We start from the raw sequence: 23,514 nt of genomic DNA, 5'->3' as shown, positions 1-23,514 counted from the left end.
GACTACTTCGTAGCCGACTTACCAGGCTTGATCTTGACGTACTCGCCTTGGTATCGCACACCCTTGCCCTTGTAAGGTTCTGGTGTACGGCATGCTCGCACTTCGGCAGCAAATTGGCCGACGCTTTGCTTGTCACAACCCTGGACAACGATATGCGTTTGGTCCGGGCAAGTTACTTGCAGATCGCTGGGGATCTTGCGATGCAGTTCGTTAGCGTAACCGACACGCAACTGCAGCACATCGCCTTTGATTGCAGCCAGATAACCGACACCGACAATCTCGAGTTTCTTTTCGTAACCTTTGGTCACGCCCTCGATCATGTTCCTGACGATCGCCCGGGTTAGTCCGTGCAATTCGCGTGAAGTCCGCTCGTCGTTGTCACGGGTGACAACCACTTCTTTTGCGTCTTCGTTTACGGTTACGGTCACTTCGTCGCGATGCTCGAACGTCAACTTGCCCTTGGGGCCTTCTACTTCGATGACGTTGCCGTTAACAGCTACTTTCGCGCCACTGACGATTTCAACCGGCTTTTTTCCGATACGGCTCATGGTTATGTCTTCGTTATCTGCGGTGATGTCTGCAACGAGATCAGCACCGTTTGACTGCACAAATGGTTGGTTGGATTAACTTCGCTTCCGGCCCGGGATGATCGCATCACGCGGGCACCGGGATGCGATGTTAGGATACTTCGCAAAGCACTTCGCCGCCGACCTTGTCGCGACGAGCTTCACGATCGCTGATTACGCCTTTACTGGAACTGATGATGCTGATGCCCATCCCTCCGAGTACCGGACGCAATTCTTTGCTGTGGCTGTAAAGCCGGCGACCTGGTTTGCTGATTCGCTTGATCGATTGGATCACGCGTTCGCCGTTCGGGCCGTACTTCAGTTCTAGGCGAAGGGTTGGCGAAGGATTTTCTTCGTCGACTTCCTTCCAATCCCAGATGAATCCTTCGCGTTTCAGGACGTCTGCGATACCACGCTTCACGCGGCTCGTAGGAATGTCCACATACGGCTTCTCAACGCGTACTGCATTGCGAATTCGTGTCAGCATGTCGGCAATTGGGTCTGTCATCATAGTTCGTGTTCTCCCCTTTGAATTACCAACTGGCCTTGCGAACGCCTGGGATCAACCCAATGTTGGCGTTTTCGCGAAAACAGATTCTGCACAAACCAAACTTGCGATACACCGATCGAGGTCGGCCGCAAAATTTGCAGCGATTCTCTTGTCGAGTGCTAAATTTTGGCTTTCGGGCGGCCTTCGCGATTTTTGATTTACTTGCCACGGGCGCTGGTTCCGTTGATTAATTCAGGGTCTTTGTTTTGATTCGTAATATTAGGTCGGCTGGGTCCAACTCGTCGAAGCGTGACTCTAGGCCGCGTCTGTCGATTTCTTCTTCTCGGCCTTGAACGGCATTCCGAACTCGGTCAATAGGTCACGGGCTTCGTCATTCGTGCGGGCCGAAGTAACGATCGTGATGTTCATCCCTTGCGGGCGAGTGAACTTGTCAGGGTTCAACTCCGAGAACACCAACTGCTCGCTCAAACCAAGCGTGTAGTTTCCACGGCCGTCGAACGCGTTGCGGTTGATTCCGCGAAAGTCACGGACTCGTGGCAACACGATCGAGATCAAACGATCGAGAAATTCGTACATCCGTTGGCGACGCAAAGTGACCATGCATCCGATCGGCATGCCTTCACGCAAACGGAACCCTGCGATCGACTTGCGAGCCAGCGTGAGGACAGGCTTTTGGCCTGCGATCTCCGTCATGGCTTCGATTGCCAAATCGAGCACCTTCTTGTCGCCGGTTGCCGCTCCAACACCCATGTTCAACGTGATCTTTTCGATTCGTGGAACTTGGTGTGGGTTCGCGTAGCTATGCTTTTCGACCAACGCTTGGCGTACGGTCTCTTCATAGCGAACTTGCATTCGTGGTTTGGAATCAGCCATTTTGGCTCAGCTACATCTAATGTGTTGAACGGTTGTATTGCTTGCTTTAAAGCCGCCGCACAGGGCGACTTCGAACGATCTGCGGTGTGACGAACACTACTTGCTAGCGTACTGTGCTCGTGCGGGAGCCACTTTGCCCAACGCTGCACCACTCTTCTTGGCGTAACGCTCTTTGCTGCCGTCCGCCAAGTAGCGAACGCCAACGCGAGTGGGGGTGCCGGTGGTCGGGTCAATCAACATCACGTTGCTTGCCGAGATCGGCATCTCTTTGTTCAGACGCCCACCTTGTGGATTCTTCTGGCTGCGGCGAACGTGCTTCCAAACTCGGCCAGCACCTTCGACAACGACCTTATTTTCTTTACGATCGATCTTCAGGATCTTTCCTTTGTGCCCTTTGTCGGCACCCGCCGTCACCTGGACTTCATCATCAACGCGGAAAAACATGGCTAATCTGTACTGGGTTAAAAATTTGGATTGCTTAATCTACCGTGGTTTTCTAGAAAGCCAAGACTCCGAAGGACTTCTGAGCCCCGAATCTGGCGACTTTCCCTTTGTTAAACCACTTCGTTCGCCAAACTAACAATCTTCATGAAGCTTCGATCGCGAAGTTCGCGAGCCACCGCACCGAAAATACGTGTTCCGCGAGGCGCCTTGTCTTTGTCGATCAACACGACTGCATTGGTGTCGAATTTGATGTAGCTGCCGTCGGGTCGACGCGTTGGTGTTTTGGTACGAACGATTACCGCACGTACAATCGCCTTTTTCTTGACTTCGCTGCCAGGAATCACGCTTTTGACGCTGCAGATAATCACATCACCGACACCAGCGAAACGGCGGCGTGTGCCTCCGAGTACTTTGATGCACATCACTTGTCGAGCACCGGTATTGTCGGCAACTTCGAGACGGGATTCTTGTTGGATCATGATCTATCGTGGCCCGAGGCCATTCCGCTACTAAACGAAAATTGTATGGGGGATTAACGGCATTGTTGCCGCTTGCCTGAATTCAAGCGGATCCTTCTCGGGACCACTCAAACCCAAAACGTTACGCCTTGTCCGGCTCACCTGCGTGAGTCGCTTCCATGGCTTCCGCTTCGGCCGACGCCTTGCGAGCTGCACGCAGTGCAGCCAAGTCGACGTCGGTGCTCTTTTCAAGCACGCGTACTAAACGCCATCGCTTCAGCTTGCTGAGTGGTTCGGCTTCGATGATCTCAACACGATCGCCAGCACCCGATTCGTTGTTCTCGTCGTGGACGTAACAAATCGTCCGACTGCGAACATACTTCTTGTACTTAGGGTGTTTGACGACACGGTTGATCTCGACACGACGAGTCTTGCTCATCTTGTCGCTGGTCACGGTTCCGGAAACGACGCGCTTTGGCATAGGTCTTTAGTACCCGCTTGCAGACGGGAAATTAGGAGTTAGTTGTGTTCGCCTTGGCACGCTCGGTTTGGATCGTTTTGACCCGTGCGATCGTGCGGCGGTTTTTTCTGATTTCGCTAGGAGTGTTGAGGCGTTCCGATTGCGACTGGAACCGCAAACGAAACAGGGTCTCGCCCGCTTCTTTTGCTGTTGCTTCCAGCTGATCGTCGCTCATCTCGCGAAGTTCGGTTGTCTTTGTCATAGCTTTGAAATGTCTTAGGTGTTAGCGAACTCTTTGCGGCGACCATCAATCTGGTCGCCGCCTCTGACTCACATTAAGCAGTGCGTCGTTCGACAAACCGAACTTTGACCGGCAGTTTGCTCGCCAAACGAGCGAAACAAACCTTAGCCTGTTGTTCGGTTACACCACTGAGTTCGTATAAAATGGTTCCCGGCTTCACGACCGCGGCCCAGAAGTCTGGCTCTCCCTTACCTTTACCCATCCGAGTCTCCAGCGGAGTGCTGGTTACTGACTTGGTTGGGAAGATTCGGATGTAAAGCTTTCCTTCGCCGCGGACGTATTGCTGGGCAGCGATACGACCGGCTTCAATCGTCGTGGCCCGGATCCAACCCGCATCTAGCGATTGGATGCCGTAGTCACCGAAGACGACTGTGTTGCCGCGCGTCGCGTTACCTTTTATGCGACCTCTTTGGCTTTTTCGATGCTTGACCCGCTTGGGCATCAGCGCCATCGGATTCGTCTCCGTAAGTACCTTGATTAATCCAAACCTGAATCCCGATGTGCCCCTGTGGCGTCATCGCTTCAGTCGTTCCGTAGTCAATTTTTGCTTGCAGGGTGCTCAACGGAATCGAACCCGCAATTTGTTTCTCGCGGCGAGCCATTTCAGCTCCACCAAGCCGGCCTGCCAATTGGATCTTGATCCCCTTGGCTCCGGCATCCATCGTCTGTTCAAGCGATCGTTTCATCGTACGACGAAAACTTGATCGTTTGGCCAGTTGTTGTGCGATGTCTTCGGCCACCAATTGAGCTTGCAGCTCGGGGCGACCGACTTCTTCGACCTTCAAGTTGATCCGGCGACCGATCAAGTTTTGAAGTTCAGCTTGCAGGATCTCAATTTCTTGACCCTTCTTGCCGATGATCAAACCTGGTCGTGCGACGTACAACATCACTCGAACTTCGTCTCGCGTTCGCTCGATCTCAATGCGATCGATCCCCGCGTTCTTGTATTGTGTCTTTTTGGGATGCTTGGTGATGAATTCTCGCAACTTGCGATCTTCCACCAACAGGTCCGCAAAGTCCTGCTTCGACGCATACCAACGACTATTCCAGCCGCGGGTTACGCCTAGTCGAAACGCAATCGGGTTGACTTTTTGACCCATAACTTAGGACTCGTGTGTTCTTTCTAACGGGATTGGTATGATTTCGCCGCTGCTGTCGCTGGGCGAAGCAATCGATTCGTCAAATTTGGTCGGGTTAAACTTCGTCAATCGGCGTCAAGCCAACGTGAATGTGGCTGCTTCGCTTCTTGATCATGAACGCGGTGCCGCGAGCACGAGGGCGAATGCGTTTGAGCATCGGGCCGCCGTCGATGCGGACGTCCGTCAGCACCAATTCTTCGATCCGATGGCTGCGGCCGTCGTTCTGGTCGGGATCTTGTGCATTGCCGATTGCACTCTTGATGCACTTCTCAAGCATCCGTGCCCCACGTTGGGGTTGGAACTTCAGTGTGTCGAGTGCTTCGTCGGCGTACATGCCTCGGACCAAGTTCGCCAGAAGACGCACTTTCTGTGCGCTGATTCTCGCGTTCCGGTAATGTGCTTTGAAACTTGCCATAACTTATCTCGTGTTCGGTTACACCAACGTGTTACTTTTTGCCGCCCTTGCCGCCGTGACCCTTGAAGGTTCGCGTCGGAGCAAATTCGCCTAACTTGTGTCCAACCATGTCTTCGGAAACAAGCACCTTCACGTGCTTGCGGCCATCGTGAACCATGAACGTGATGTTCACGAACTCAGGCACGATCGTGCAAGCACGAGCCCAAGTCTTGATTGGTTCGGCACGTGCACCTTCGAGTTGCTTTTGGACCTTGAAGAACAACTTCGGGTCGACGAACGGGCCTTTTTTGCTGCTGCGGCTCATAAATCAATCAATTTCAAAATGCCAGGTTCAAACCAACAGTGCTTTGAACCCAGAGGAAAGTGTTCCTGGTGAATGTCTTACTTGTGTAGCTTCAACTGGCCATAACGACGACTCTTGCGTCGACGTACGATCGAGCTGTTGCTTGGTTTGCGTTTCTGGCGAGTCGCTCCACCCTTGGCACTCTTGCCTTGAGGGCTCACTGGGTGACGACCACCCTTGGTTCGACCTTCACCACCACCGTGCGGATGGTCGATCGGGTTCATCGCAGTACCGCGAACATGCGGGCGACGTCCCAACCATCGTGAACGACCTGCTTTACCGAGCCGGACGTTCATGTGGTCGCTGTTGCCAACCTGACCAATGGTCGCTCGGCAAACACTTGGAATACGACGGATTTCACCGCTTGGCAATGAAATTTGAGCCCAATCCGCTTCGCGTGCCATCAACGTCGCTTGCGTTCCCGCGGATCGGCAAAGCGTTGCTCCGCGTCCTGCACGCAATTCGATGCAGCAAACCGAAGTACCCAGTGGGATAAACTTCAGGGGCAAGCAGTTCCCAACGACGGGAGCGGCTTCGGGGCCATTGTGTACGGTGTCGCCAGCTTTTAGGCCAGCAGGTGCGACAACATAACTCTTTTCGCCGTCAGCGTATTTCAGCAATGCGATACGCGCCGAACGATTAGGGTCATATTGCACCGAGTCAACAACCGCGGGCATTCCGTCTTTCGCACGGCGGAAGTCGATGACGCGGTACTTTTGCTTGTGACCGCCACCACGGTGACGTGCTGTGATCTTGCCCTGGTTGTTGCGGCCGCCCGTTTTTCGCTTCGGTCGAAGCAAATTACGCTCTGGCTTGGCACCAGGAGTCAAATCGGCAAAGTCGCTTACTGACGCGTTTCGGCGTCCAGCACTTGTCGGTTTGTAGACTCGGATTCCCATGATGATTCAGTCAGCAGTTAACAGTTTGCAGTGGTCAGTTATTTTCGATAGAGCAGCGATGATGCTGCCGTAGTGTGTGCTAGAAGAAGTCGATGCGGTGATCTTCGCCCAGCTTGACGATCGCCTTCTTCCAGTCCGCAGTGCGGCCGGCTCGGAAACGATAGCGTCGTGTTTTGCCCTTCCGCGTCTGCGTGCGAACCTTTTCAACCTTAACGTTGAACAGAGTCTCGACAGCCTTCTTCACGTCCAGCTTGGTAGCATCGCGGTGAATTTGGAATGCGTATTGGTTGTTTCGGCTTGCCCGGTGAACCCCTTTTTCGGTCACGAGCGGGCGTAGCAGAACCTGGTGAGGTTCCAGCTCGATCGGACTTGTGGGTGCGGGTGGTGTGATGTGTGCCATGGTTTCTTCGCTCGGCTAATACGTTGTTTGTTCTGCAGTTGCGACTGGTCGATCCGTTGTTGTTCCCAGCGGATCGATCGCGTGCGGAAGAGCTTTCGCTCTACTCGGCACTGGCTTGCGTGCCAGCGAATGTTCCGTCTTTGATCTTGTCCATCGCGTCTTTGGTCACCAGCATCCGCTTGGGACGCAAGATTTCCAACGCGTTCAGGTCGCGAACCGGGTGGACGCTCACACCTTGAATGTTGCGGCCGCTCTTGTAAACAACCATGTCTTGGTCGGCGGTAGCAACCAAAGTGCTCGAGCCTTCAAGGCCCAGTGCCTTCAAGATCGTGGCCATTTCTTTGGTCTTTGGCTTTTCGAAGCCCAAGTTGTCGATTACCAGCACTTCGCCGTCGTCGATCTTCGAGCGGATTGCCATGCGAGTTGCCAATCGCACTGCCTTCTTGGGCAGACGGTAGCTGTAATCGCGAGGCTTGACCGTTCGTGCAACACCACCGCCGCGGCGAACGTTGGTTCGCTTGCTGCCGGCACGAGCGTTGCCAGTACCCTTTTGGCGGTACATTTTCTTGGTCGTGCCGCTCACTTGGCCGCGAGTACGAGTGTTGTGCGAACCTTGGCGTTTGTTGGCCTGGTACATCACAACCACATCGTGCAACAATTGCTTGTTGACGCGGTTGGCGATTGTTTCGGTATCGATATCGTACTGACCGACTTCGCTGCCGGTAGCATTGTAAATGGTTAGAGATGCCATCGGATGCTTTAACCCACCTTGTTAGTTTGGCGGACCGAAACGAAACCACCGTTAGGGCCAGGGACAGCACCACGGACGAGCAACAAGTTGTTCTCGGCGTCGATGCGAACCAGTTCCAGGTTTCGTACAGTCGTCTTTGTGTTGCCGTATTGACCCGCCATCGCGAGGCCCTTGAAGACGCGGCTCGGTGCTGCGGAACAGCCCGTGCTACCCGCGTAACGGTGACACTTCTTGACACCGTGCGACGCTCGTTGACCTGCAAAGTTGTGTCGTTTCATGACACCCGAGTAACCGCGGCCTTTGCTTGTGCCCGTAACGTCGACTTTCTTGACTTCGGCGAACTGGTCAACCGTTACGGTTGCACCAACTTCGAGGTCGCTTTCGCCTCGGAATTCGCGGATGTATCGTTGCGGCTCACATCCCGCCTTGGCAGTCGCTTCAACGCCAGCGGCGGCGCGACTCTTGCTTCGCTTGCTATCTAGCTTAGCGACATGACCCCGCTCACTGCGGATCGCCAGGCGGCGTGGCTTGTCTTCGAATCCCAATTGAACTGCTCGGTAACCGTCACGCTCTTCGTTGCGAAGTTGCAGGACATGGCAAGGACCCGCCTGGATAACCGTTACCGGTACCGACGTGCCGTCTTCCAGGAAGACCTGAGTCATCCCGACCTTTCTGCCGAGAATTGATGGTGACATATCTTTCATCTCGTCCCGTCATTCCGCGGGACGTCCGTCGTTCGTGTTTTGGAACCCAAGATCGTCGAGGCGAACCTGCAAAGCCTGAGGTGCGTCGCAACTTAAGTGCGAGGCAAGACGCTGTGGTTATCGACTCGACTTCCGTTCATTTCGGAAACCGTTGCTTCTTAAAACTGAGTGCAAATATTGCCGGGGAACAACCAACGAAACGCTAGAGGGTTTCGGAAGAGCTGCCCTTGTTTTGGACAACAGGCAGTTCCGCTCGGCGATTGACCAGTCGGCTTTAGCGTGCTGATGCCTTGATTTTGATATCAACACCGGCCGGAAGGCTTAATTTGTTTAGTGCTTCGATCGTCTTGGCGGTAGCCTGGACAATGTCAATGAGACGCTTGTGCGTCCGGATCTCGTATTGTTGACGAGATTTCTTGTTTACGAAAGGCCCCGACAATACCGTGTATCGCTCAATGCGAGTCGGCAATGGAATCGGTCCATGTACTTCGCTGTGTGTACGCTTTACCGTATCGACGATTTCCTGTGCGCTAATGTCCAGCACAGAGTGATCGTATGCTTCCATACGAATTCGGATAACCTCACTAGCACCGGCTGACACGATCGCAAGTCCGTCGAAAAATAGGGTAAGGGAATTTGTTTTGTTGTCGTCGTGTCTGGCTGTTGTTTCGCTAAGCCAAGCACGCTAGAACACTCTTGTCCCGGAGCGGATATTCGCCCAGGTGGAAGGCGGAGAATTTACGTGCGATTTCGTTTTGCGTCAACGGCTGTTGAACGTTTCGTGAAAATTCTTTTCATTTTCTCTTTCAGTTAACACGCTACTTGGCGTGGATCTGCAGTCTTGGAGCTGGTTTTGCTGGTAAAACGTGGGCTATTACGGGGATTTACGCTGTTGGTCGGGATCGTGCCGCTTTGCTTGTTAATGACTGCAAGTCAACTTCATCCAAGTGAACAGGGGCTTGGAACGCATCAACAGCTCGGCCTTCCCCCTTGCTCGTCCCGAATTATGTTTGGGATTCGCTGTCCGGCATGCGGGATGACGACCTCTTGGGCCCACTTTACCCAAGGGCATTGGTGGCAAAGTGTCCAAGTGAATGTGGGCGGATTCTTACTCGCGATTGTGGCCTGTTTGGTCGTAGTGGTGTCGGCGGTGTGCTTTATAAATCCGAATCTGGATCTCATGCGTTATCAAAAACCGGCGGGAATCGCCGCAGTGGGGATTACCTTGATCACGCTGCTTGATTGGCTCTTTCGGCTCAAACAGTGACTTTTCGTCTCGATCAGCTTGCGGATGAGTGATCTGATTGCTATCGGCGGTCGAGCGGGCAGAATCCAGCGATCGTTTCAGAATTAAAAAATCGGTGTGGCGAGAAGTCGGTGAAAAAGCGTATGCACTGATTTTGACACTGTTTGCTTTAATATGAATCGCGTTGTTTGCCCTGCCTGGCGTGGCCGGGGGCATCGGTTCGGTGATGCGAAAGGATTCGCTAAAGATGACTAAACCCAGATTCGCCCGTTCTGCAGCCGCCGTTTCCGGTCTGGGGCTGCTGCTTTTGATGCTATTGGTAACGCAAACCGGGTGCTTGGGGTTGATGTCCAACTTCATCCATGCCGTCGGTGCGGATAAAGTCCCGGCGGACTACAAGGATGCAAAGAAACTGCAGAAATGCCGGCTTGCGATCGTTACTCTTGCGGACAATAGCGAGTATTCCGATAACATTTCAGCTCGTCTTTTGAGCCGTTATGTCGGCGAGATTTTGACGCGAGAACTGTCCGATGTTCGTCTGGTCCGCGAAGATGAAATCGCCGATTGGCGAGACAGTAACGGTTGGGATAAAGTTGACTTTGCGGCGATCGGCAAAGGGGTCAAAGCCGACAAAGTGATCGGGATCGAACTGCGGAATCTGCGGCTTCGCGATGGAGCCACGCTGTACCGCGGTCGGTCTGACGCCAGTGTGGTTGTGATGGATGTCGCCACCGGCGAGGTGCTTTATCGTCGTGATTTGGACGAGTACACCTATCCAACCACCGCAGGGCAATACACCAGCGAAACCACCGAATCTCGCTTTCGCAAACTGTATCTGGGCATGCTGGCGACCCAGATCGGGCGATCGTTCCACCCCTACGATTTCAGCGACACCATCGCCATCGATGGCGCAATCGCTAGCCAGTAATCACGGCCCAGTGTTTTAGCCCTAGGGTGTTCACTACTGGGGGATTTCGGCTGCCGGGCAATTCGGCTTTGACGCAAAACGGACGCTACCCAAACTAAGTGGCATTGGGGCCTGCGCCGGACCTGTAAGAGATCACTTTCGGGTTCCGGCGTCGCTGCCATCGCCAAGCGTTGGAAATTTGCGGGACTCCATGCTCCCGTGTGTGTGGCAATCGCCAGCGAAACACGCAGATTTCCCGCCAGCTTTACGCGGCATCGGCGACAAAGAAACGGCACTCGGATGTGCCCCGGCTCGCGTTTTGTACCCCGCCCGTCGCTAGGTTGCCCTAGCTTGTCCACGTTAAATGCAACAAATAACGCAGTAATGGCAAGCCGGATGGCTCGATAGCGATGGCGTTTTGGGGCTCTGATGGGCCCGCAGTCGCTATTGCAAGTCGTCCAGCGATGGCAGCGCATCCGCATCATCTGCTGCCTCTGCCGGAGCCGCTGGGGGGGCCGGAGCAGCGACGGCTGCCGCGTCAATGGCGGCGGGTTTTGCGATGTTTGCCGCCTCTTCCAGTGAGGGCTCGATCACGGCCGCGTCGACATCCACTGCGATGCCGGCCAGCTCCATTTCTTTGGCTTTCGCTCGCTCGATTTCAATCGCTGTCGGGCCAGCCATGTCTTTCAAAACTTCAATTTGTACCGTCAATCCTTCGATAAATAGCGGTTCATCCGACTTCGACTGGTCGTTCAAAGCTTCGACGACGCCCTGCATGGCCGCCAGCCATTCTTCGACAATGACCTTGTCTTTCGCGTCGACCGATGCTAGCAATCCCGCAGGCGTTTTAGGGATGCCCAAGCTTGGGGCTCCGCTCGCACCGACGTGCAATTGTTGGATGATATGCAGCAGTCGTTTGCGGGATGCTGTCACCTCGGGCTTTTGCGGGATTGCAACAGGTGCCATGGTCATTCCCATTCCGTATCCTTCCATCATGTCCATGCCCATATCGCCTTCCATCCCGTAGCTCGCGTCCATGCCCATGTCCATTCCCATGTCGCTTTCCATGCCTCCTGAGGCCATCATTCCGGGGTCCGAACCTTCCATTCCGTCCATGCCATCCATGCCCATTCGTCCTCCGGTCGGTTTGGGCGGTTCGTCGGTGAGCCGTAGGTGCGAATCGGGTGTGGAGGGTTGGATCGCAGCTTGCCTAGGGCGTTCAAGCGATTTGAGTCGTTTGACTTCGTCTTGAAGTGCTAACCAAACACGTGCGGACCAGCTCTCAAGCACGTCGCTGGGCGAGGCCACTTGGCCCTTCAACTCCTTCATCTTTCCTGCACGAGCAGCCGAATACACCGCGATCATGTTGGGGCGGCTCTGATCCGTACTGATGCTGACCAACTTTTTCGCTAAGTCCGGAGACGCACTCGTTCGGGCGTAATCGAGGATATCGACCGCGTAACGCTGCAGAAACGCATGGGCTTTTTCGCTGCGATTCGGCGGGGCCGGAGCGTCCAGTAATTCGGTCATCAGTTGGGTGATTTTGGTCCGTTGATTATCGTTGAGCCTGGAAAAACCGTAGGTCACATAGCGGCGAATTCCATGCAAAGCGGCCGCGCGAATCCCTTCGGCATTGTTCTCGTCCTCGTACAAGTTGATCAAAATCGGAAGCGAGGACGATAGCGGCACAGGGGGCTGTTGCTTCAGCAGATCCGCGGGAACCATGTCCAATCGGCCCAACACCAATGTCGCGTTGATGCGAGCGATCGGAGCGTAATTTCCCTCCGCGACCGGTTTCATCCCATAGAATACCCACTTCAAGATTTCGGTACCCGCAGGGGCTCCGCCTCGCTGCGCACGGCTGAGGTATCCCATCATCTCTTGAACGCTTTGCGAGACTTCCTCTAACGCATCGGGCTGAGTCATCTTGGCAGGCAAATAGGTCCTGAAATACACCTCCGCCACACGTTTATCTGCAAACGCGTTGATGTCGCCACGGTGGCTGGCAAAGGAGCCAGCTGCGCGTTCCATCCGCTTGACCGTCGACTCTTTCTTGAAAGCATCGTTCATGGGGATCGTATCGAACTTTGCTTCTTGCCCATGGACTTGCACACCAAAGTAGCCCATCGCCGCGACCAACATCGCCAAAAACAAGGCGACAAGGCGTTCATGCGAGTGCGGATGCGACGAGTCGATGTGGGTTGTCGCGCGATGAATCATTCAATTTACCCGTGAGATGCGATGCACACCGTCGAAATCGATGTGGCCTGAGATGAGTTGGTTTGCTCTATTATCTCAGACACAGGGGCGAAGCGTCAAACAATTCTCAAGCTCCGGAGCGAGAAAAAACGTGAAAAGGGAACAGTTGAACTGGCAAAACCTGTTTCACTGAGCTATTTCACGTCTGAAATCAACTCGTTGTTTTGGTGAATGATGAATCAACCGGCTAAAAAGTCTTCGCAGCAAAGCCACCGTTCCGCTGGCAAGCCGGCGGCAAAGTCGTCCCCTGCCCCTGCGACACGAAATGCCGCCAAGCCCCAACAATCGGCTCGGCCAGTAGCCGCAAAACCAACCTCCCCCACGGCCCAACCGGTTCGCGAGCGGGCTGCGGCCCCCTTTACCGTCGGGGCCGCTGCCGTCGGGGGCACCCAGCCGATCCCACCGCGTGACTCGGCTGTCCTACAGCGATTGGCTGACGAAGTGGCGTCACGCCGCTTCACCACCAGCCAAATTCATGCCTGGCAGCGCGAAATCTATGACCAGACGCTCTCACTGAGCCGTTTGATCAGCCGCCCTAACTTCACCAAGGTTGGACGTGATGACCTGGTGCGGATGATCCAAATGTACGACGAGCGGTTCTTTGCCGGGAAAATTTTGCCGACCGCCCGCGCCGAAGGATTGTCGTTTGGTTTCTCGTCACGGATGACGCGAGTGGCCGGCAAATTAGTCACTCACTATCCCCACGGCATCAATCGGCAACGCAACTTCGAATTGATCCTCTCTTCCACGTTACTGTTCCAGACGTTCGAGGACGTGGACCGGCCCGTCGAGGTGACAGGCCGCGTTTGTCGCAATCGACTCGAAGCGATGCAGCGGATCGCCGAACATGAGTTCACTCACCTGATCGAAATGCTGATTTGGAACAGCGGGAATTGTAACGAAAAACGCTTCCAATCGATTGCCAGTCGCTATTTTGACCATCGTGATTATCGGCACGATCTGATTACCCAACGCGAGCGCGCATTGATCAAGTTCGACGTTCGCGTCGGAGATCAAGTTCGCTTTGTGCACGATGGACATAACATGCTCGGACGCGTCAATCGCATCACGCGGCGAGCAACGGTGTTGGTCGAAAATCAAAAAGGACAGCGGTTCAGTGACGGAGGCCGCTATGTTCGCTACTACGTGCCGCTCGAAAAATTGACCAAGGTAAGCTGATCCAGTTTTATGCGTGGTGTAGCGTCCTGGTCGTGGATTTTCGCTACACCAAAATCTCCTCGACGACACGGCCTGCAACATCGGTCAAGCGGAAATCGCGACCCGCGTAGGGGTACGTCAAGCGAGTGTGATCAATCCCTAGCAAGTGCAAGAGGGTGGCGTGCAGGTCGTGCATGTGCACGCGATTGGTCCGGGCGTAGTAGCCAAAATCATCCGTTTCGCCATACGCAAACCCGCTTTTGACGCCGCCGCCGGACAACACCATCGTAAAGCCTTGGGGATTATGGTCGCGTCCATTTTTGCCTTGCACCACCGGCGTCCGGCCGAACTCGCCACCCCACACCACAAGCGTTTCATCCCATAAACCACGGCGTTTTAGGTCACGAATCAGCGCTGCGACCGGCAAGTCCGTGGCCGCTGCGTTTTTGTTGTGACCGTCTTTTAAATTGCCATGCTGGTCCCATACTTGGCCGCTGCTGACGCTGATGAATCGTACGCCCGCTTCGGCTAATCGACGCGCCAACAAACATCCGCGACCATACGAATCGGTCGTCTTTTCACCGATCCCATAATCTCGCAGCGTCGCCGCGGATTCGTTGTTCAGGTTCATTACCTCGGGTGCAGCATTTCGCATTCGCGATGCCAAGTCGACCGCTTCGATGGCCCCTTCGATTTCTCGATCCGCACCACTGCGAGCCAAATGCCGCTGGTTCATCGCTTGAATGAGATCGAATCGATCACGTAATGATGCTTCGTCTTCGCGGCTGTCGAGAAATGGAATCTTGCCATCGCCAAACCGGCCGTTGCGTCCGATCACGGTCGCTTGGTGCATCGCCGGCAGAAACGCGGCGCCGTAATTGCGTGGGCCACCATGCGCCGTCGCGGGCGAGATCGCCACATGCGCTGGCAAATCAGGATGACCGCTGCCCAACGCGTAACTGATCCATGCTCCCACACTCGGACGCACTAGATTGTCGCTGCCGGTATTAACCATGCCGACGGCTTGCCCATGCGACTGCCCTTTCGTGTGCATGCTACGGATCACACACATCGAGTCGATTTCGGATGCCATGTGAGGCAGCAGATCGCTGACCCAAAGCCCCGATTCGCCGCGTTTTTTGAATTTCCACGGCCCGTTCATCAGCGTCGGGGCCGCGTCAATGTTCGGTGGCAAAGCAAAGGGCAGTGGCTTTCCATCCTGCTTTGCTAACATCGGTTTGTAATCGAAGGTATCGATGTGACTTGGACCGCCATGCATAAATAAAAAGATCACACGTTTGATTTGGGGCGGCACGTGAGGCACTTCGACTGCCGCGGCGGAGCAACGCGAAATTAGCGAAGGTGCGGAAACCATGAGCGACCCCAATCCGATCCCAGCAGCTGTATTGAAGCGTCGTCGTGAAAAAGTCATGGTCGGACCGTGGGAGAATTGGCGGGGTGAATTCGAGGCGGCAAGTTCAATCGCGAGCAAATGTATTTGGGGAAGGCTAGTCGAGTAATCGGAACTCGGTCGCGGCAAACATCGCGGCGATAAAGGCATGCCATCGCAAAGTTGAATTTTGCTGGCCAGCGAAAAAATCAGTGGCAAGCTCACGATCCTCCGCTGTTGGCATCCGCTGAAAACAACATCGGTAGGCTGCTTCGATCCGCAACGAAAAATCGGAGTGATCGCTGCAGATTCGTTTTGCCGTCGCCTCGGACCACTGCTTGATTTCGGGGCTGTTAATCAACACTAACGCTTGGCCAGGCACATTTGTGGTCGGACGTTTGCCTACCAACAAGTCGGGATCCGCTGCATCGAGTGCGGTCACCAATGCCGGCACATAACCCCGAACAACTGGCATATACAGCGTGCGGCATGATTGGGAAATCGATCCAATCTCGGAGTTACTGTCACTATTGTTGTTCGAAACGAGCACCCCCATCCCTTTCATCGGCTCGAATCGCGGCGTGCGGTCGAGCTGGTTCGCGGCGACAAGCATCGTGTCGCGGATCGCTTCGGCAGGCAATCGCCGACGATGCATTCGCCAAAGCAGCCGATTCTCGGGATCGATCTGATTTGAAATGGAGTCCAGCGCTGACGAACGTTGGTACGCTTGAGTCGTAACGATGCTGCGAATCAACGGCTTTACTTGCCAACCACCTCGCAGAAAATCGGATGCAAGAAAGTCGAGTAGTTCAGGATGCGAGGGACGTTCACCCTGCACGCCAAAATTGTCGACCGTCCGGACGATCCCTTCGCCCATCAGATGCATCCAAACGCGATTGACAAACACTCGAGCCACAAGTGGATTGTCGGGGTCGGTCAACCAATCAGCCAATTCCAAACGGCCGCTGCCACGAGGTGACGCGATCGTGGCGCTCCCGCCACTGCAGACTTGCAGGAAGCCGCGTGGCACGCGATCGCCCAAGTTCGCCGTTTCGCCGCGAATATGAATCGGGCAGTCTGCAATCATGTCGCTGCTTCGGTCTCGCGGTGCCATCGCCAAAGGAAGTGGCTCTGGTGGATTCTTTTTCAGCTCCGCGATCTTTGCTTGAACATGTTCACGCTCTTTGCTTTTTTGCTCGACTGCTTGGCTGATGCGAGGATCCGTTTTTGCCTTGTCTGCTGACTCGCTCGCTGCGTCCATCTGCAAAAATTGGATCGCGTCTACAATCACATAGCCATCGGTGTTGGTGTTGCGGATCGTGACGATGGCGTCTTGATCTGCGTTAAACTGGAACTCGCCTAGTGAGTTCCAGATTTCATCGATTGCCGCGGTTCGTTGATTGACAAACAGGTCATGATCGCCGCTGGCATCCTTGATCGTGATGGGAACCTGCGATGCACGATTGGAACCAGGCGAACCTGCTAAGCGGATTTCGTAGCGTCCTGACTCGGGCAGTCGCACTGAAAATTGAATCGAAAGCTTTCCCTTGTCGCCGTTGTTATCGTGCACATAACCTTTGGAAACAAAGGTGTGGAAAAGCGTTGACGCTTTCCATTGTCCTGACTTCTTGCCTTCTTCGTCATCAATCACGATCCCGCGGTGCGTGATGCGTTCTTTCAGTGCTGCCAATTCTTTGCCGAGTTGCTTCAAACTGTCCTCGAGCGATTTCTGTTGTTGTTTGTGATCCGCCAACGCTTTTTTGCGTTTGTCGCTGGTCGGCAGTGGCGTTTTGTTCCACGTGCTGACGTACTGCTGGCTTTCACCGTTGAGCGTTTGTGTGCTGCGAAAAATACCGGCCAATGCGTAGTAGTCTCGCATCGGCACAGGATCAAATTTGTGGTCGTGGCAGCGAGCACATCCCAACGTCAGTCCTAGAAACGCACGGCCGACGGTGTCGATCTGTTCGTCGACCACATCCATTTCCAATTTGTCTTTGTCGCGTTCGCTCAGCATCTTTGTCCCCAACATCAGAAACGTCGTGGCGACAAGGTTGTCCCATCGCTGCGAATCGCTCGAGGAGGGTAACAAATCGCCAGCGATCTGTTGCTGGATCATTTCGTCAATCGATCGGCCATCGGCAAACGAGCGGACCAAATAGTCGCGATAACGCCAAGCGTCGTGGTGGGTGGCATTAAAGTCAGCTCCGTTACTGTCGGCGTACCTGGCTAGGTCCATCCAGTGGCGTGCCCAATGTTCGGCAAACTCAATGGAGCTTAGCAATCGGTCGACAATCTGAATCCAATGTTGCGGGGATGGATCTTCGCTCCACGCCTGTTGCAAATCGATACTCGGAGGAAGTCCGGTGAGGTCAAAGCAAAGTCGTCGCAGGCGAACGTCCGGCGCCGCAAGTTCACTGGCGTCAATCTTCGCATTCGCAAGTTTCTCATCCAAAAAACAGTCGATCGGCGAACCGCAAGAACGAGGACGCTCGCTGGACGCGGAAGTCGCGGATGTTTCAGAAGGGGGTGACGCGAGGGGGATCGCCGGAGCGTCGATCGGGCGAAATGCCCAAAATTGCTTCCCCGATTCGATGTTGATCGCGGGTTTCGTTTTGGCGATTGCCGGCGGTTGGTCTCGCGGATCGATCGCTCCAGCAGAAATCCACTGTTCAAAATCCGCAATCACCTTGGCCGGTAACTGTCCTTGAGGCGGCATTTCGGTTGATTCATAGCGGATGGCGGAAATTAACAAACTGGCCCGCGGGTCTCCCTGCACGATGGCCGGTCCACTATCGCCACCGTTTGTCATGCCGCCCGAAGAATCCAGTAGCAGCGATCCGCCAAGATCGTCCGATTCCGCTGAGTGGCACTCGTAGCAATGCTCGACCAAAACAGGACGGATGCGATTCTCAAAAAAGTCGACCGATCCTGGTTCCTGAGACCATGCCGCCAGCGAAAAAAAAGCGAATTGAAATACAACACCAGCGGACAGAATGATACGACGGCTCATCGAGGTGGAAGCTGTGGCCATAGCGTAAGTCTATCGAGTGCGGGCGAGGATGGACGTCGATGGAGGCGGGAGCGGCCGTAAGAGCTGATTATGGTTGTTTCGGCACCCTCCTAGGTTAGCACAGACGGATTATTCCTGCACAATAGAAATCGAAGCTCGCCACACAGGTCGACAGCAACCATTGGGTGCAATCCCGATAGCCGTTTGGGCCACCGCTGTGAAGCATTTAGAGACGGCAATTTACTGAAAAACTCCAGCCTAACCGTTTCCCCGTTTGTTACATCACACCAACGAATTCGACATCCATGAAGATTCTGATTTTGACCGGTGCCGGAATTTCCGCTGAATCGGGCGTGCCGACCTTTCGTAACGCGAATGGATTGTGGGAAGGGCACCGATTCGAAGATGTCGCCACGCCCCAAGCGTTTCAGCGGAATCCGGCCTTGGTCCACGATTTCTATAATCAGCGACGTCATTGTTTGTTGGATGCAAAAATCCAACCCAACGCGGCTCATCGAGCCTTGGCTGAGTTTGAAGCGGCACAACGAGACGATTTTTTACTCGTGACGCAAAATATCGACGATCTGCATACGCGCGCAGGCAGCAAGCTTGTGTTGGCGATGCACGGAGAACTTTTGAAAGCTCGCTGCGTCCGCACGGGAGAGATCTTTCCGTGGCGAGATGATCTCGATCAGTCAACGCCCCATCCCACTCGGCCTGAGATTCGCGGAACGCTGCGTCCCCACGTCGTTTGGTTTGGCGAGATGCCGTTGGGGCTCGAGCAAATCCAAGAAGCGGCAAGCCAGGCTGATTTGTTCATCGCGATCGGAACCTCGGCAGTCGTCTATCCCGCCGCCGGCATCGTTCGGCAAACCAAGCCCAGTTGCCGGAAAATTGAAATCAATCTCGACGACACACCAAACTCCAGTGAGTTCGATAAATCGATTCGAGGCAAAGCCAGTATCGAGGTGCCTGCATTTCTGAAAAGCTTGGATCTCGATTGAGCAGCCAGGCTGCGAAAAAAAAATCCCGGCCGCCTCGTCGTATGACGCAGGTTGACCGGGATTCAAATTTCTTCAATGGATGTGGATCTGTGCCAGCGAGTTATTTGATCTCGAACAGTTCCACGACGAAATGCAGCGTTGCATTGGGCGGAATCACACCCCCGGCACCCCGTGCGCCATAACCAAGTTCCGATGGAATCTCGAGTTCGATCATTCCCCCTTCGCCAACAAGTTGCATGCCTTCGGTCCAACCTTTGATCACACCGCTCAGTGGAAACGAAATCTTGGAAGCGCGACGATAGGAGCTGTCGAAAATCGAACCGTCGTCTAGCCAGCCTTTGTAATGGACTTCGACACTGTCTTTCGCAGTCGGTTTCGCTTTGTCGCTCTTGCGTAGGATTCGGTACTTCAAGCCGGAGTCGGTTTTCTTGAACTCGGCCTTCGCGTCATCGTCGATCGCGCCAGGCTTATCTTTTTCTTGAGGGTCAACAGGACCTGGCTTCAGTTTCGAGTCCTTGTCGTCCGCAGGAACTTCGTCGCCGTTAGCGCCAACGGTCATGGAGACAAATAGCAACAAAAGCAATGCAGTTTTCAGCATGCGAAACATCCTAAACAGAGAAAACGAGTGAATTTGTGATCGGCAAATCATAGCAGAATGCACAGTCAGCGTGTGCCGACCCTGTACGCCGGCCCTGTGCGCTAATCGAGGCGAGATCAACCGTGAGATTTCGTTCGCTGCCACCGCAAATTCAGCTCACGCAATCTCCCGAAACCATTCGGTTGCCTGCACCACGCTGAAAAGAAAGATTGATTGGTGACGAGTTGCCTATGCGGCGCGACGCTGACTTGATGCCGCTGACGGCAGGCTTTCGATCATTTCTTGCGAAGTCGTCTCTTGGTTTGCACCGCCGCAGTCGCTCGTCGACTGTAATCGATTTACGAAACGATCTGCTAACGCCAACATCGCATGTTCGGTGCGTGAGTCGGCACCACCGTAAATCGGCAGACGGCGGCCAATCCGGATGGCGGTATCGCGGATCAAGAACGCCGATATCGCCTTGTCGGCGTTCCACATTTGGATGATGAACGCCGACGAGCCCAGGGTAGGGATCGTCCCAACCGCAAACGCGACACCGTGAGGGATGTCAGCCCTTCGATTGCTCCACATGCTCATGAGCGTGACGGCGGTTCGCATGGTCGGCAGGATTAAAAACGCAGCAACGGCATACCAGATACTTCCGCCGGAAAGATAAAGTGTCACGCCGCCAACCTTTATTGGCGCGAAGATCGGGGACAAGGTTTTAATGGCCAAGTGCTTCGCAAGACCGCGAGAGTAAACGCTGATCCGCTCGCCACTGAAATTTGCTCGCAACCGGATGGCTTCGTCCTTCCCAATCCATCCGCGAGTTTCCCAGGTCCTGACAAATCGCTCGAATGTTCGCCGTCCAGCCTTAGCTTGATAACAAGCACTCGACAATATTGCGATTGTTCGGCGGTACTGAAGTCGCCGCCGATGAGGATCACTTATCACTCGATGAATTTGCGGAGTGGTGAGCGCCGAGACCAATCGGTGCCATGCAAAGGAGATCGGCCCCAAACGTTGCCTTAGATTCCCGCGAGGCAGTCGCCGGTCCGTTTCCCATTGCCGTGTGATCCGACTTCGGTGACGACGCAGGATAACCGTTCGAAATCGAACTTCGCGAACACTCCGTATTGCAGTACGACAAACTGTACGGCGGTAACGATCGCATCCCATCAATTTCCGCAGTCGACGTCCGAGCGAAAAGGGCAGAATCCCGATCAACGAAAAGCACATCCAAAACAAAATATTGCGTGTGAGCCGCTCACGCCCAATGTCATCAGCCAATCCTTCATTGGCATAGCGAATGATGGATTCTTGGCGGTAAACATTTTGCCTGCTGCTGGAGAACCACCGCCACGGTTTTCGAAAAGGTGCGATCTCCGAATCTTTCCACCGCTGCGTGCATTCCACCAATTGCTTGATGTCATTTTGGAATTCATCTGCCAGTGCAGTTTGGCCACGTAACCGCAGTGAATCTTGAATCGATTTTGAAGACGTTAATAAAGTCTCGCGATCTAAGTCATCAAAAGGAAAAACGGATCCGTTTCGCCAGGCCGCAAATAGGTAACGAGGTAACAAAACTGCGGGAATACCCGATTCCAAATCGATGATGACGAAGGGGCGAGTCTCGCTGGCATCATTCGCCGACGGAGGGTAAAGCGTGAGGCTCGGTTTGAGTGGCATTAATAGGTTGGCGGTAGATACAAAAGAGTTGGGTGCAACCTGCCATCCAGATCCATATAATCCGCAATCGATCAGCAGTCGCTCCAGCCGATGCATCTGGTCCACCAACGTTTTCATCTCATCGTTAGCTATCATTCCCGTGGATTTTGGTATCGGTCCTCGTCCATCAATCCATTCCGCCGCTAGAATCCAAGACCGCCGCGACGGATCAAAACGGACATACAGTGGATGGGCGACACGGACGGACGAATCTGCGGCTTTTAAAAGCGTCGCGACGACACGGCGGCGATAGAAACACGCGAGGATCGCATGGCGATTCACCTTGTATGCAAAGGGGGATGCAAAAGCGATCCGGTAAATGAGGCGTGTTAGCAAGCCTGGATCAAATACCTTTTCGACGCATCGCTCGCAGCGGCCATCGTCCCAGCAGGCTTCAACGAGTTCTGCAGTCGCAGCACGTCCCCGCCCAAGTTCGCGAATCTTCGTGACACGCGTAGGGGCTGCAAAATTTTCCGCAGGGTTGCCAAGGACCGCATGTTCAGCGAGTAAGTGCCTAAGTGCCAAATTTACCTCGATCTAAAATCAGCGAAACGTTGACGACTGAATTGGATCACCAAGATGACCACCCTGTAACGCCAGTCGGAATATCCACGCGTTCACGAATAGAAGAAGCGTGTAAGCGTAGATTTCGACGATCTCTTCAAACGAAACCCAGCTAAATTCTTCACTAAGTTCCGCAATCGCAAAACAACTTAGAAAAAGAAACGCGGGCCAAGAAAATCTAGGATGCCAGAGCCGAAACAGCAATTGCCGCTGCTGAACAAACATCACCAGCGTCGCCACGAACGCGGCAATCGCGGAGCTTCCGAAAATCAGTTCTTTTGACCTCGGTGTTAACGTAATACTTGATACGTATCCCAATGTTTCACTGTTAGGAAGCTCTCTCGCACAGCCGAATGCGGCAACTGCGGAAAGGGTCACGGCGATACAGATCCAAACCCGCTTTTTAGAAAAAATTGCCGCCAGAACACCGACAATAAATGCGCAGCCAAGCGTCCCAAATTGAGCATTCTCAATCCATCCATTCTCATCGGAGAAGTCGCCATGGCCAAAAAAGCGAAATCCAATCCAGCATGGAATGGTGATCGCACTCGAGAGCACAAGCGAATGTAACGGAAGCCGAAGATAGGGCCAAACCGGACGCGTGTTATTATCAAAATCGCACATCGATTCACGTGTTGCTGTATGGATAACACAAGTAGCTAAAACTGCCAAACTAGCCTGTCCTATCTATAGAAAATCACTCGCCAAGCAATAGAGTGATTGGCGGTAAATATTAATTTTCCCCGCTGAAATACAACGCAATCTTCATAGCAAATCGTCGTTGGGTTGCGGACGCGAATGTACTGAATTTAGGCAATCAGCCCTCCGCGGCCGTATTCGCGGCCGACTCTCCTAGGGCGAAGGGTAAATTAGAATTCACCTCCCCTTTGGGGAGGTCAGAATCGGCGGCAGCCGGTTCTGGGTGGGGCTCGGGGTGTTAGCGGTGGACGGTGCAAGCATGGTTTCACCACCCTCCCCGGCCGCTATCGCGGCCGACCCTCCCAGAGGGAGGGTGAATTAGAATTCACCTCCCCTGTGGGGAGGTCAGAGTCGGCGGTAGCCGGCTCTGGGTGGGGCTCGGAGTGTTCGCGATGGACGGTACAAGCATGGTTTCACCACCCTCCCCGGCCGCTATCGCGGCTGACCCTCCCAGGGGGAGGGTGAATTAGAATTCACCTCCCCTTTGAGGAGGTCAGAGTCGGCGGTAGCCGGCTCTGGGTGGGGCTCGGGGTGTTAGCGGTGGATTGTGCAAGCATGGTTTCACCACCCTCCCCGGCCGCTAACGCGGCCGACCCTCCCGGGGGGAGGGTGAAGCTTTGTGGGGGGAACGTCTATTGAGATTTCCCAACGGCGCATAAAAAAACTCTCTTGCAGCAAAGCTGCAAGAGAGTTTTAAAAATCCGGCAA

The 23,514-nt window shown here is 54.2% G+C and carries 27 protein-coding genes; 4 read left to right on the top strand and 23 right to left on the bottom strand.

Annotated features, from left to right (window positions below):
- Positions 1–2: 2 nt before the first annotated feature.
- The 17 genes from rplF to rpsJ all read right to left on the bottom strand — a co-directional run bounded on the left by rplF (position 3) and on the right by rpsJ (position 8,865).
- Positions 3–548: a 50S ribosomal protein L6 gene (gene rplF, locus ABD971_RS27055; protein ID WP_339937238.1), complete on the bottom strand. Its 546-nt coding sequence runs from the start codon at positions 546–548 to the stop codon at positions 3–5.
- A 130-nt stretch (positions 549–678) separates the two neighbouring features.
- On the bottom strand, positions 679–1,077 hold the full coding sequence (rpsH, locus tag ABD971_RS27050; RefSeq protein WP_008703506.1) for a 30S ribosomal protein S8: 399 nt from the start codon (positions 1,075–1,077) through the stop codon (positions 679–681).
- 22 nt (positions 1,078–1,099) lie between these two features.
- A complete protein-coding gene (locus ABD971_RS27045) occupies positions 1,100–1,285 on the bottom strand; it encodes a type Z 30S ribosomal protein S14 (RefSeq protein WP_081614327.1) in 186 nt (61 codons plus the stop codon).
- Between the two features lie 86 nt (positions 1,286–1,371).
- Complete coding sequence (gene rplE / locus ABD971_RS27040; protein WP_339937227.1) at positions 1,372–1,950, bottom strand: 50S ribosomal protein L5; 579 nt, start codon at positions 1,948–1,950, stop codon at positions 1,372–1,374.
- Between the two features lie 96 nt (positions 1,951–2,046).
- The gene (gene rplX / locus ABD971_RS27035) at positions 2,047–2,394 is read right to left on the bottom strand and encodes a 50S ribosomal protein L24 (RefSeq protein ID WP_339937225.1); all 348 of its coding nucleotides are present in this window, start codon (positions 2,392–2,394) and stop codon (positions 2,047–2,049) included.
- A 110-nt stretch (positions 2,395–2,504) separates the two neighbouring features.
- Entirely contained in the window at positions 2,505–2,873 is a 369-nt protein-coding gene (rplN, locus tag ABD971_RS27030; RefSeq protein ID WP_339937223.1) for a 50S ribosomal protein L14, read from the bottom strand.
- 121 nt (positions 2,874–2,994) lie between these two features.
- On the bottom strand, positions 2,995–3,333 hold the full coding sequence (gene rpsQ, locus ABD971_RS27025; protein ID WP_372718946.1) for a 30S ribosomal protein S17: 339 nt from the start codon (positions 3,331–3,333) through the stop codon (positions 2,995–2,997).
- Between the two features lie 31 nt (positions 3,334–3,364).
- Positions 3,365–3,574, bottom strand: a complete 210-nt coding sequence (gene rpmC / locus ABD971_RS27020) for a 50S ribosomal protein L29 (RefSeq protein ID WP_339937221.1) — start codon at positions 3,572–3,574, stop codon at positions 3,365–3,367.
- Between the two features lie 73 nt (positions 3,575–3,647).
- Positions 3,648–4,064 carry a 50S ribosomal protein L16 gene (rplP, locus tag ABD971_RS27015; RefSeq protein ID WP_040769397.1) on the bottom strand — a complete coding sequence of 139 codons (417 nt, stop codon included), beginning with the start codon at positions 4,062–4,064 and terminating at the stop codon, positions 3,648–3,650.
- The gene (gene rpsC / locus ABD971_RS27010; RefSeq protein WP_339937216.1) at positions 4,003–4,713 is read right to left on the bottom strand and encodes a 30S ribosomal protein S3; all 711 of its coding nucleotides are present in this window, start codon (positions 4,711–4,713) and stop codon (positions 4,003–4,005) included. Before rpsC ends, rplP begins: the two co-directional genes overlap by 62 nt.
- Positions 4,714–4,807: 94 nt before the next feature.
- A complete protein-coding gene (gene rplV, locus ABD971_RS27005; protein ID WP_345326941.1) occupies positions 4,808–5,167 on the bottom strand; it encodes a 50S ribosomal protein L22 in 360 nt (119 codons plus the stop codon).
- Positions 5,168–5,198: 31 nt separating this feature from the next.
- Positions 5,199–5,471 carry a 30S ribosomal protein S19 gene (rpsS, locus tag ABD971_RS27000; protein ID WP_339937211.1) on the bottom strand — a complete coding sequence of 91 codons (273 nt, stop codon included), beginning with the start codon at positions 5,469–5,471 and terminating at the stop codon, positions 5,199–5,201.
- 77 nt (positions 5,472–5,548) lie between these two features.
- Positions 5,549–6,409 (bottom strand): 50S ribosomal protein L2, encoded by an 861-nt coding sequence (gene rplB / locus ABD971_RS26995; RefSeq protein WP_008699431.1) that lies wholly within the window; start codon positions 6,407–6,409, stop codon positions 5,549–5,551.
- Positions 6,410–6,488: 79 nt separating this feature from the next.
- Entirely contained in the window at positions 6,489–6,809 is a 321-nt protein-coding gene (rplW, locus tag ABD971_RS26990) for a 50S ribosomal protein L23 (RefSeq protein ID WP_339937208.1), read from the bottom strand.
- A gap of 100 nt (positions 6,810–6,909) precedes the next feature.
- Positions 6,910–7,560 carry a 50S ribosomal protein L4 gene (rplD, locus tag ABD971_RS26985; protein WP_339937206.1) on the bottom strand — a complete coding sequence of 217 codons (651 nt, stop codon included), beginning with the start codon at positions 7,558–7,560 and terminating at the stop codon, positions 6,910–6,912.
- A gap of 8 nt (positions 7,561–7,568) precedes the next feature.
- Complete coding sequence (gene rplC, locus ABD971_RS26980; protein WP_345327090.1) at positions 7,569–8,222, bottom strand: 50S ribosomal protein L3; 654 nt, start codon at positions 8,220–8,222, stop codon at positions 7,569–7,571.
- 316 nt (positions 8,223–8,538) lie between these two features.
- Positions 8,539–8,865: a 30S ribosomal protein S10 gene (gene rpsJ / locus ABD971_RS26975; RefSeq protein ID WP_081614220.1), complete on the bottom strand. Its 327-nt coding sequence runs from the start codon at positions 8,863–8,865 to the stop codon at positions 8,539–8,541.
- 321 nt (positions 8,866–9,186) lie between these two features.
- Between rpsJ and ABD971_RS26970 the strand changes: the two genes are divergently transcribed.
- A complete protein-coding gene (locus ABD971_RS26970) occupies positions 9,187–9,531 on the top strand; it encodes a DUF2752 domain-containing protein (protein ID WP_339937643.1) in 345 nt (114 codons plus the stop codon).
- Positions 9,532–9,757: 226 nt separating this feature from the next.
- Positions 9,758–10,438 carry a hypothetical protein gene (locus tag ABD971_RS26965; RefSeq protein ID WP_339937200.1) on the top strand — a complete coding sequence of 227 codons (681 nt, stop codon included), beginning with the start codon at positions 9,758–9,760 and terminating at the stop codon, positions 10,436–10,438.
- Positions 10,439–10,861: 423 nt separating this feature from the next.
- On the opposite strand, the gene ABD971_RS26960 is transcribed toward ABD971_RS26965, so the two are convergent.
- Complete coding sequence (locus tag ABD971_RS26960) at positions 10,862–12,637, bottom strand: hypothetical protein (RefSeq protein ID WP_345326940.1); 1,776 nt, start codon at positions 12,635–12,637, stop codon at positions 10,862–10,864.
- A gap of 213 nt (positions 12,638–12,850) precedes the next feature.
- Between ABD971_RS26960 and ABD971_RS26955 the strand changes: the two genes are divergently transcribed.
- Positions 12,851–13,855: a hypothetical protein gene (locus ABD971_RS26955; protein ID WP_345326939.1), complete on the top strand. Its 1,005-nt coding sequence runs from the start codon at positions 12,851–12,853 to the stop codon at positions 13,853–13,855.
- A 43-nt stretch (positions 13,856–13,898) separates the two neighbouring features.
- Here the strand turns inward: ABD971_RS26955 and ABD971_RS26950 are convergent, their stop codons facing one another.
- Both ABD971_RS26950 and ABD971_RS26945 read right to left on the bottom strand, forming a co-directional pair.
- Positions 13,899–15,266 (bottom strand): DUF1501 domain-containing protein, encoded by a 1,368-nt coding sequence (locus ABD971_RS26950; RefSeq protein WP_345326938.1) that lies wholly within the window; start codon positions 15,264–15,266, stop codon positions 13,899–13,901.
- Between the two features lie 76 nt (positions 15,267–15,342).
- Positions 15,343–18,255, bottom strand: coding sequence for a DUF1553 domain-containing protein (locus ABD971_RS26945; protein ID WP_345326937.1), 2,913 nt, complete (start codon positions 18,253–18,255; stop codon positions 15,343–15,345).
- Positions 18,256–18,539: 284 nt separating this feature from the next.
- Here ABD971_RS26945 and ABD971_RS26940 point away from each other — a divergent pair, with 284 nt between their 5' ends.
- Positions 18,540–19,238 carry an NAD-dependent deacylase gene (locus tag ABD971_RS26940; protein ID WP_345326936.1) on the top strand — a complete coding sequence of 233 codons (699 nt, stop codon included), beginning with the start codon at positions 18,540–18,542 and terminating at the stop codon, positions 19,236–19,238.
- 100 nt (positions 19,239–19,338) lie between these two features.
- Here the strand turns inward: ABD971_RS26940 and ABD971_RS26935 are convergent, their stop codons facing one another.
- The 3 genes from ABD971_RS26935 to ABD971_RS26925 form a co-directional block, all read right to left on the bottom strand.
- On the bottom strand, positions 19,339–19,845 hold the full coding sequence (locus tag ABD971_RS26935; RefSeq protein ID WP_339937642.1) for an FKBP-type peptidyl-prolyl cis-trans isomerase: 507 nt from the start codon (positions 19,843–19,845) through the stop codon (positions 19,339–19,341).
- A gap of 219 nt (positions 19,846–20,064) precedes the next feature.
- The gene (locus ABD971_RS26930; protein WP_345326935.1) at positions 20,065–22,068 is read right to left on the bottom strand and encodes a hypothetical protein; all 2,004 of its coding nucleotides are present in this window, start codon (positions 22,066–22,068) and stop codon (positions 20,065–20,067) included.
- An 18-nt stretch (positions 22,069–22,086) separates the two neighbouring features.
- Positions 22,087–22,731 carry a hypothetical protein gene (locus ABD971_RS26925; RefSeq protein WP_345326934.1) on the bottom strand — a complete coding sequence of 215 codons (645 nt, stop codon included), beginning with the start codon at positions 22,729–22,731 and terminating at the stop codon, positions 22,087–22,089.
- Between the last annotated feature and the right edge of the window lie 783 nt (positions 22,732–23,514).

Origin of the sequence: Novipirellula rosea (genome assembly GCF_039541335.1) — a bacterium.
Classification (GTDB): Bacteria; Planctomycetota; Planctomycetia; order Pirellulales; family Pirellulaceae; genus Novipirellula; species Novipirellula rosea.
Note: the sequence above shows the minus strand (reverse complement) of the source record. Positions and strands in the feature narration are given on the sequence as shown.

Bases quoted from the DNA above. Each gene is read 5' to 3' on its own strand.
- rplF (WP_339937238.1), bottom strand. From the start codon at position 548: ATGAGCCGTATCGGAAAAAAGCCGGTTGAAATCGTCAGTGGCGCGAAA.
- rpsH (WP_008703506.1), bottom strand. From the start codon at position 1,077: ATGATGACAGACCCAATTGCCGACATGCTGACACGAATTCGCAATGCA.
- rplE (WP_339937227.1), bottom strand. From the start codon at position 1,950: ATGGCTGATTCCAAACCACGAATGCAAGTTCGCTATGAAGAGACCGTA.
- rplX (WP_339937225.1), bottom strand. From the start codon at position 2,394: ATGTTTTTCCGCGTTGATGATGAAGTCCAGGTGACGGCGGGTGCCGAC.
- rplN (WP_339937223.1), bottom strand. From the start codon at position 2,873: ATGATCCAACAAGAATCCCGTCTCGAAGTTGCCGACAATACCGGTGCT.
- rpsQ (WP_372718946.1), bottom strand. From the start codon at position 3,333: ATGCCAAAGCGCGTCGTTTCCGGAACCGTGACCAGCGACAAGATGAGC.
- rpmC (WP_339937221.1), bottom strand. From the start codon at position 3,574: ATGACAAAGACAACCGAACTTCGCGAGATGAGCGACGATCAGCTGGAA.
- rplP (WP_040769397.1), bottom strand. From the start codon at position 4,064: ATGGCGCTGATGCCCAAGCGGGTCAAGCATCGAAAAAGCCAAAGAGGT.
- rpsC (WP_339937216.1), bottom strand. From the start codon at position 4,713: ATGGGTCAAAAAGTCAACCCGATTGCGTTTCGACTAGGCGTAACCCGC.
- rplV (WP_345326941.1), bottom strand. From the start codon at position 5,167: ATGGCAAGTTTCAAAGCACATTACCGGAACGCGAGAATCAGCGCACAG.
- rpsS (WP_339937211.1), bottom strand. From the start codon at position 5,471: ATGAGCCGCAGCAGCAAAAAAGGCCCGTTCGTCGACCCGAAGTTGTTC.
- rplB (WP_008699431.1), bottom strand. From the start codon at position 6,409: ATGGGAATCCGAGTCTACAAACCGACAAGTGCTGGACGCCGAAACGCG.
- rplW (WP_339937208.1), bottom strand. From the start codon at position 6,809: ATGGCACACATCACACCACCCGCACCCACAAGTCCGATCGAGCTGGAA.
- rplD (WP_339937206.1), bottom strand. From the start codon at position 7,560: ATGGCATCTCTAACCATTTACAATGCTACCGGCAGCGAAGTCGGTCAG.
- rplC (WP_345327090.1), bottom strand. From the start codon at position 8,222: ATGACTCAGGTCTTCCTGGAAGACGGCACGTCGGTACCGGTAACGGTT.
- ABD971_RS26970 (WP_339937643.1), top strand. From the start codon at position 9,187: ATGACTGCAAGTCAACTTCATCCAAGTGAACAGGGGCTTGGAACGCAT.
- ABD971_RS26965 (WP_339937200.1), top strand. From the start codon at position 9,758: ATGACTAAACCCAGATTCGCCCGTTCTGCAGCCGCCGTTTCCGGTCTG.
- ABD971_RS26960 (WP_345326940.1), bottom strand. From the start codon at position 12,637: ATGATTCATCGCGCGACAACCCACATCGACTCGTCGCATCCGCACTCG.
- ABD971_RS26955 (WP_345326939.1), top strand. From the start codon at position 12,851: ATGAATCAACCGGCTAAAAAGTCTTCGCAGCAAAGCCACCGTTCCGCT.
- ABD971_RS26950 (WP_345326938.1), bottom strand. From the start codon at position 15,266: ATGACTTTTTCACGACGACGCTTCAATACAGCTGCTGGGATCGGATTG.
- ABD971_RS26945 (WP_345326937.1), bottom strand. From the start codon at position 18,255: ATGGCCACAGCTTCCACCTCGATGAGCCGTCGTATCATTCTGTCCGCT.
- ABD971_RS26940 (WP_345326936.1), top strand. From the start codon at position 18,540: ATGAAGATTCTGATTTTGACCGGTGCCGGAATTTCCGCTGAATCGGGC.
- ABD971_RS26935 (WP_339937642.1), bottom strand. From the start codon at position 19,845: ATGTTTCGCATGCTGAAAACTGCATTGCTTTTGTTGCTATTTGTCTCC.
- ABD971_RS26925 (WP_345326934.1), bottom strand. From the start codon at position 22,731: ATGTGCGATTTTGATAATAACACGCGTCCGGTTTGGCCCTATCTTCGG.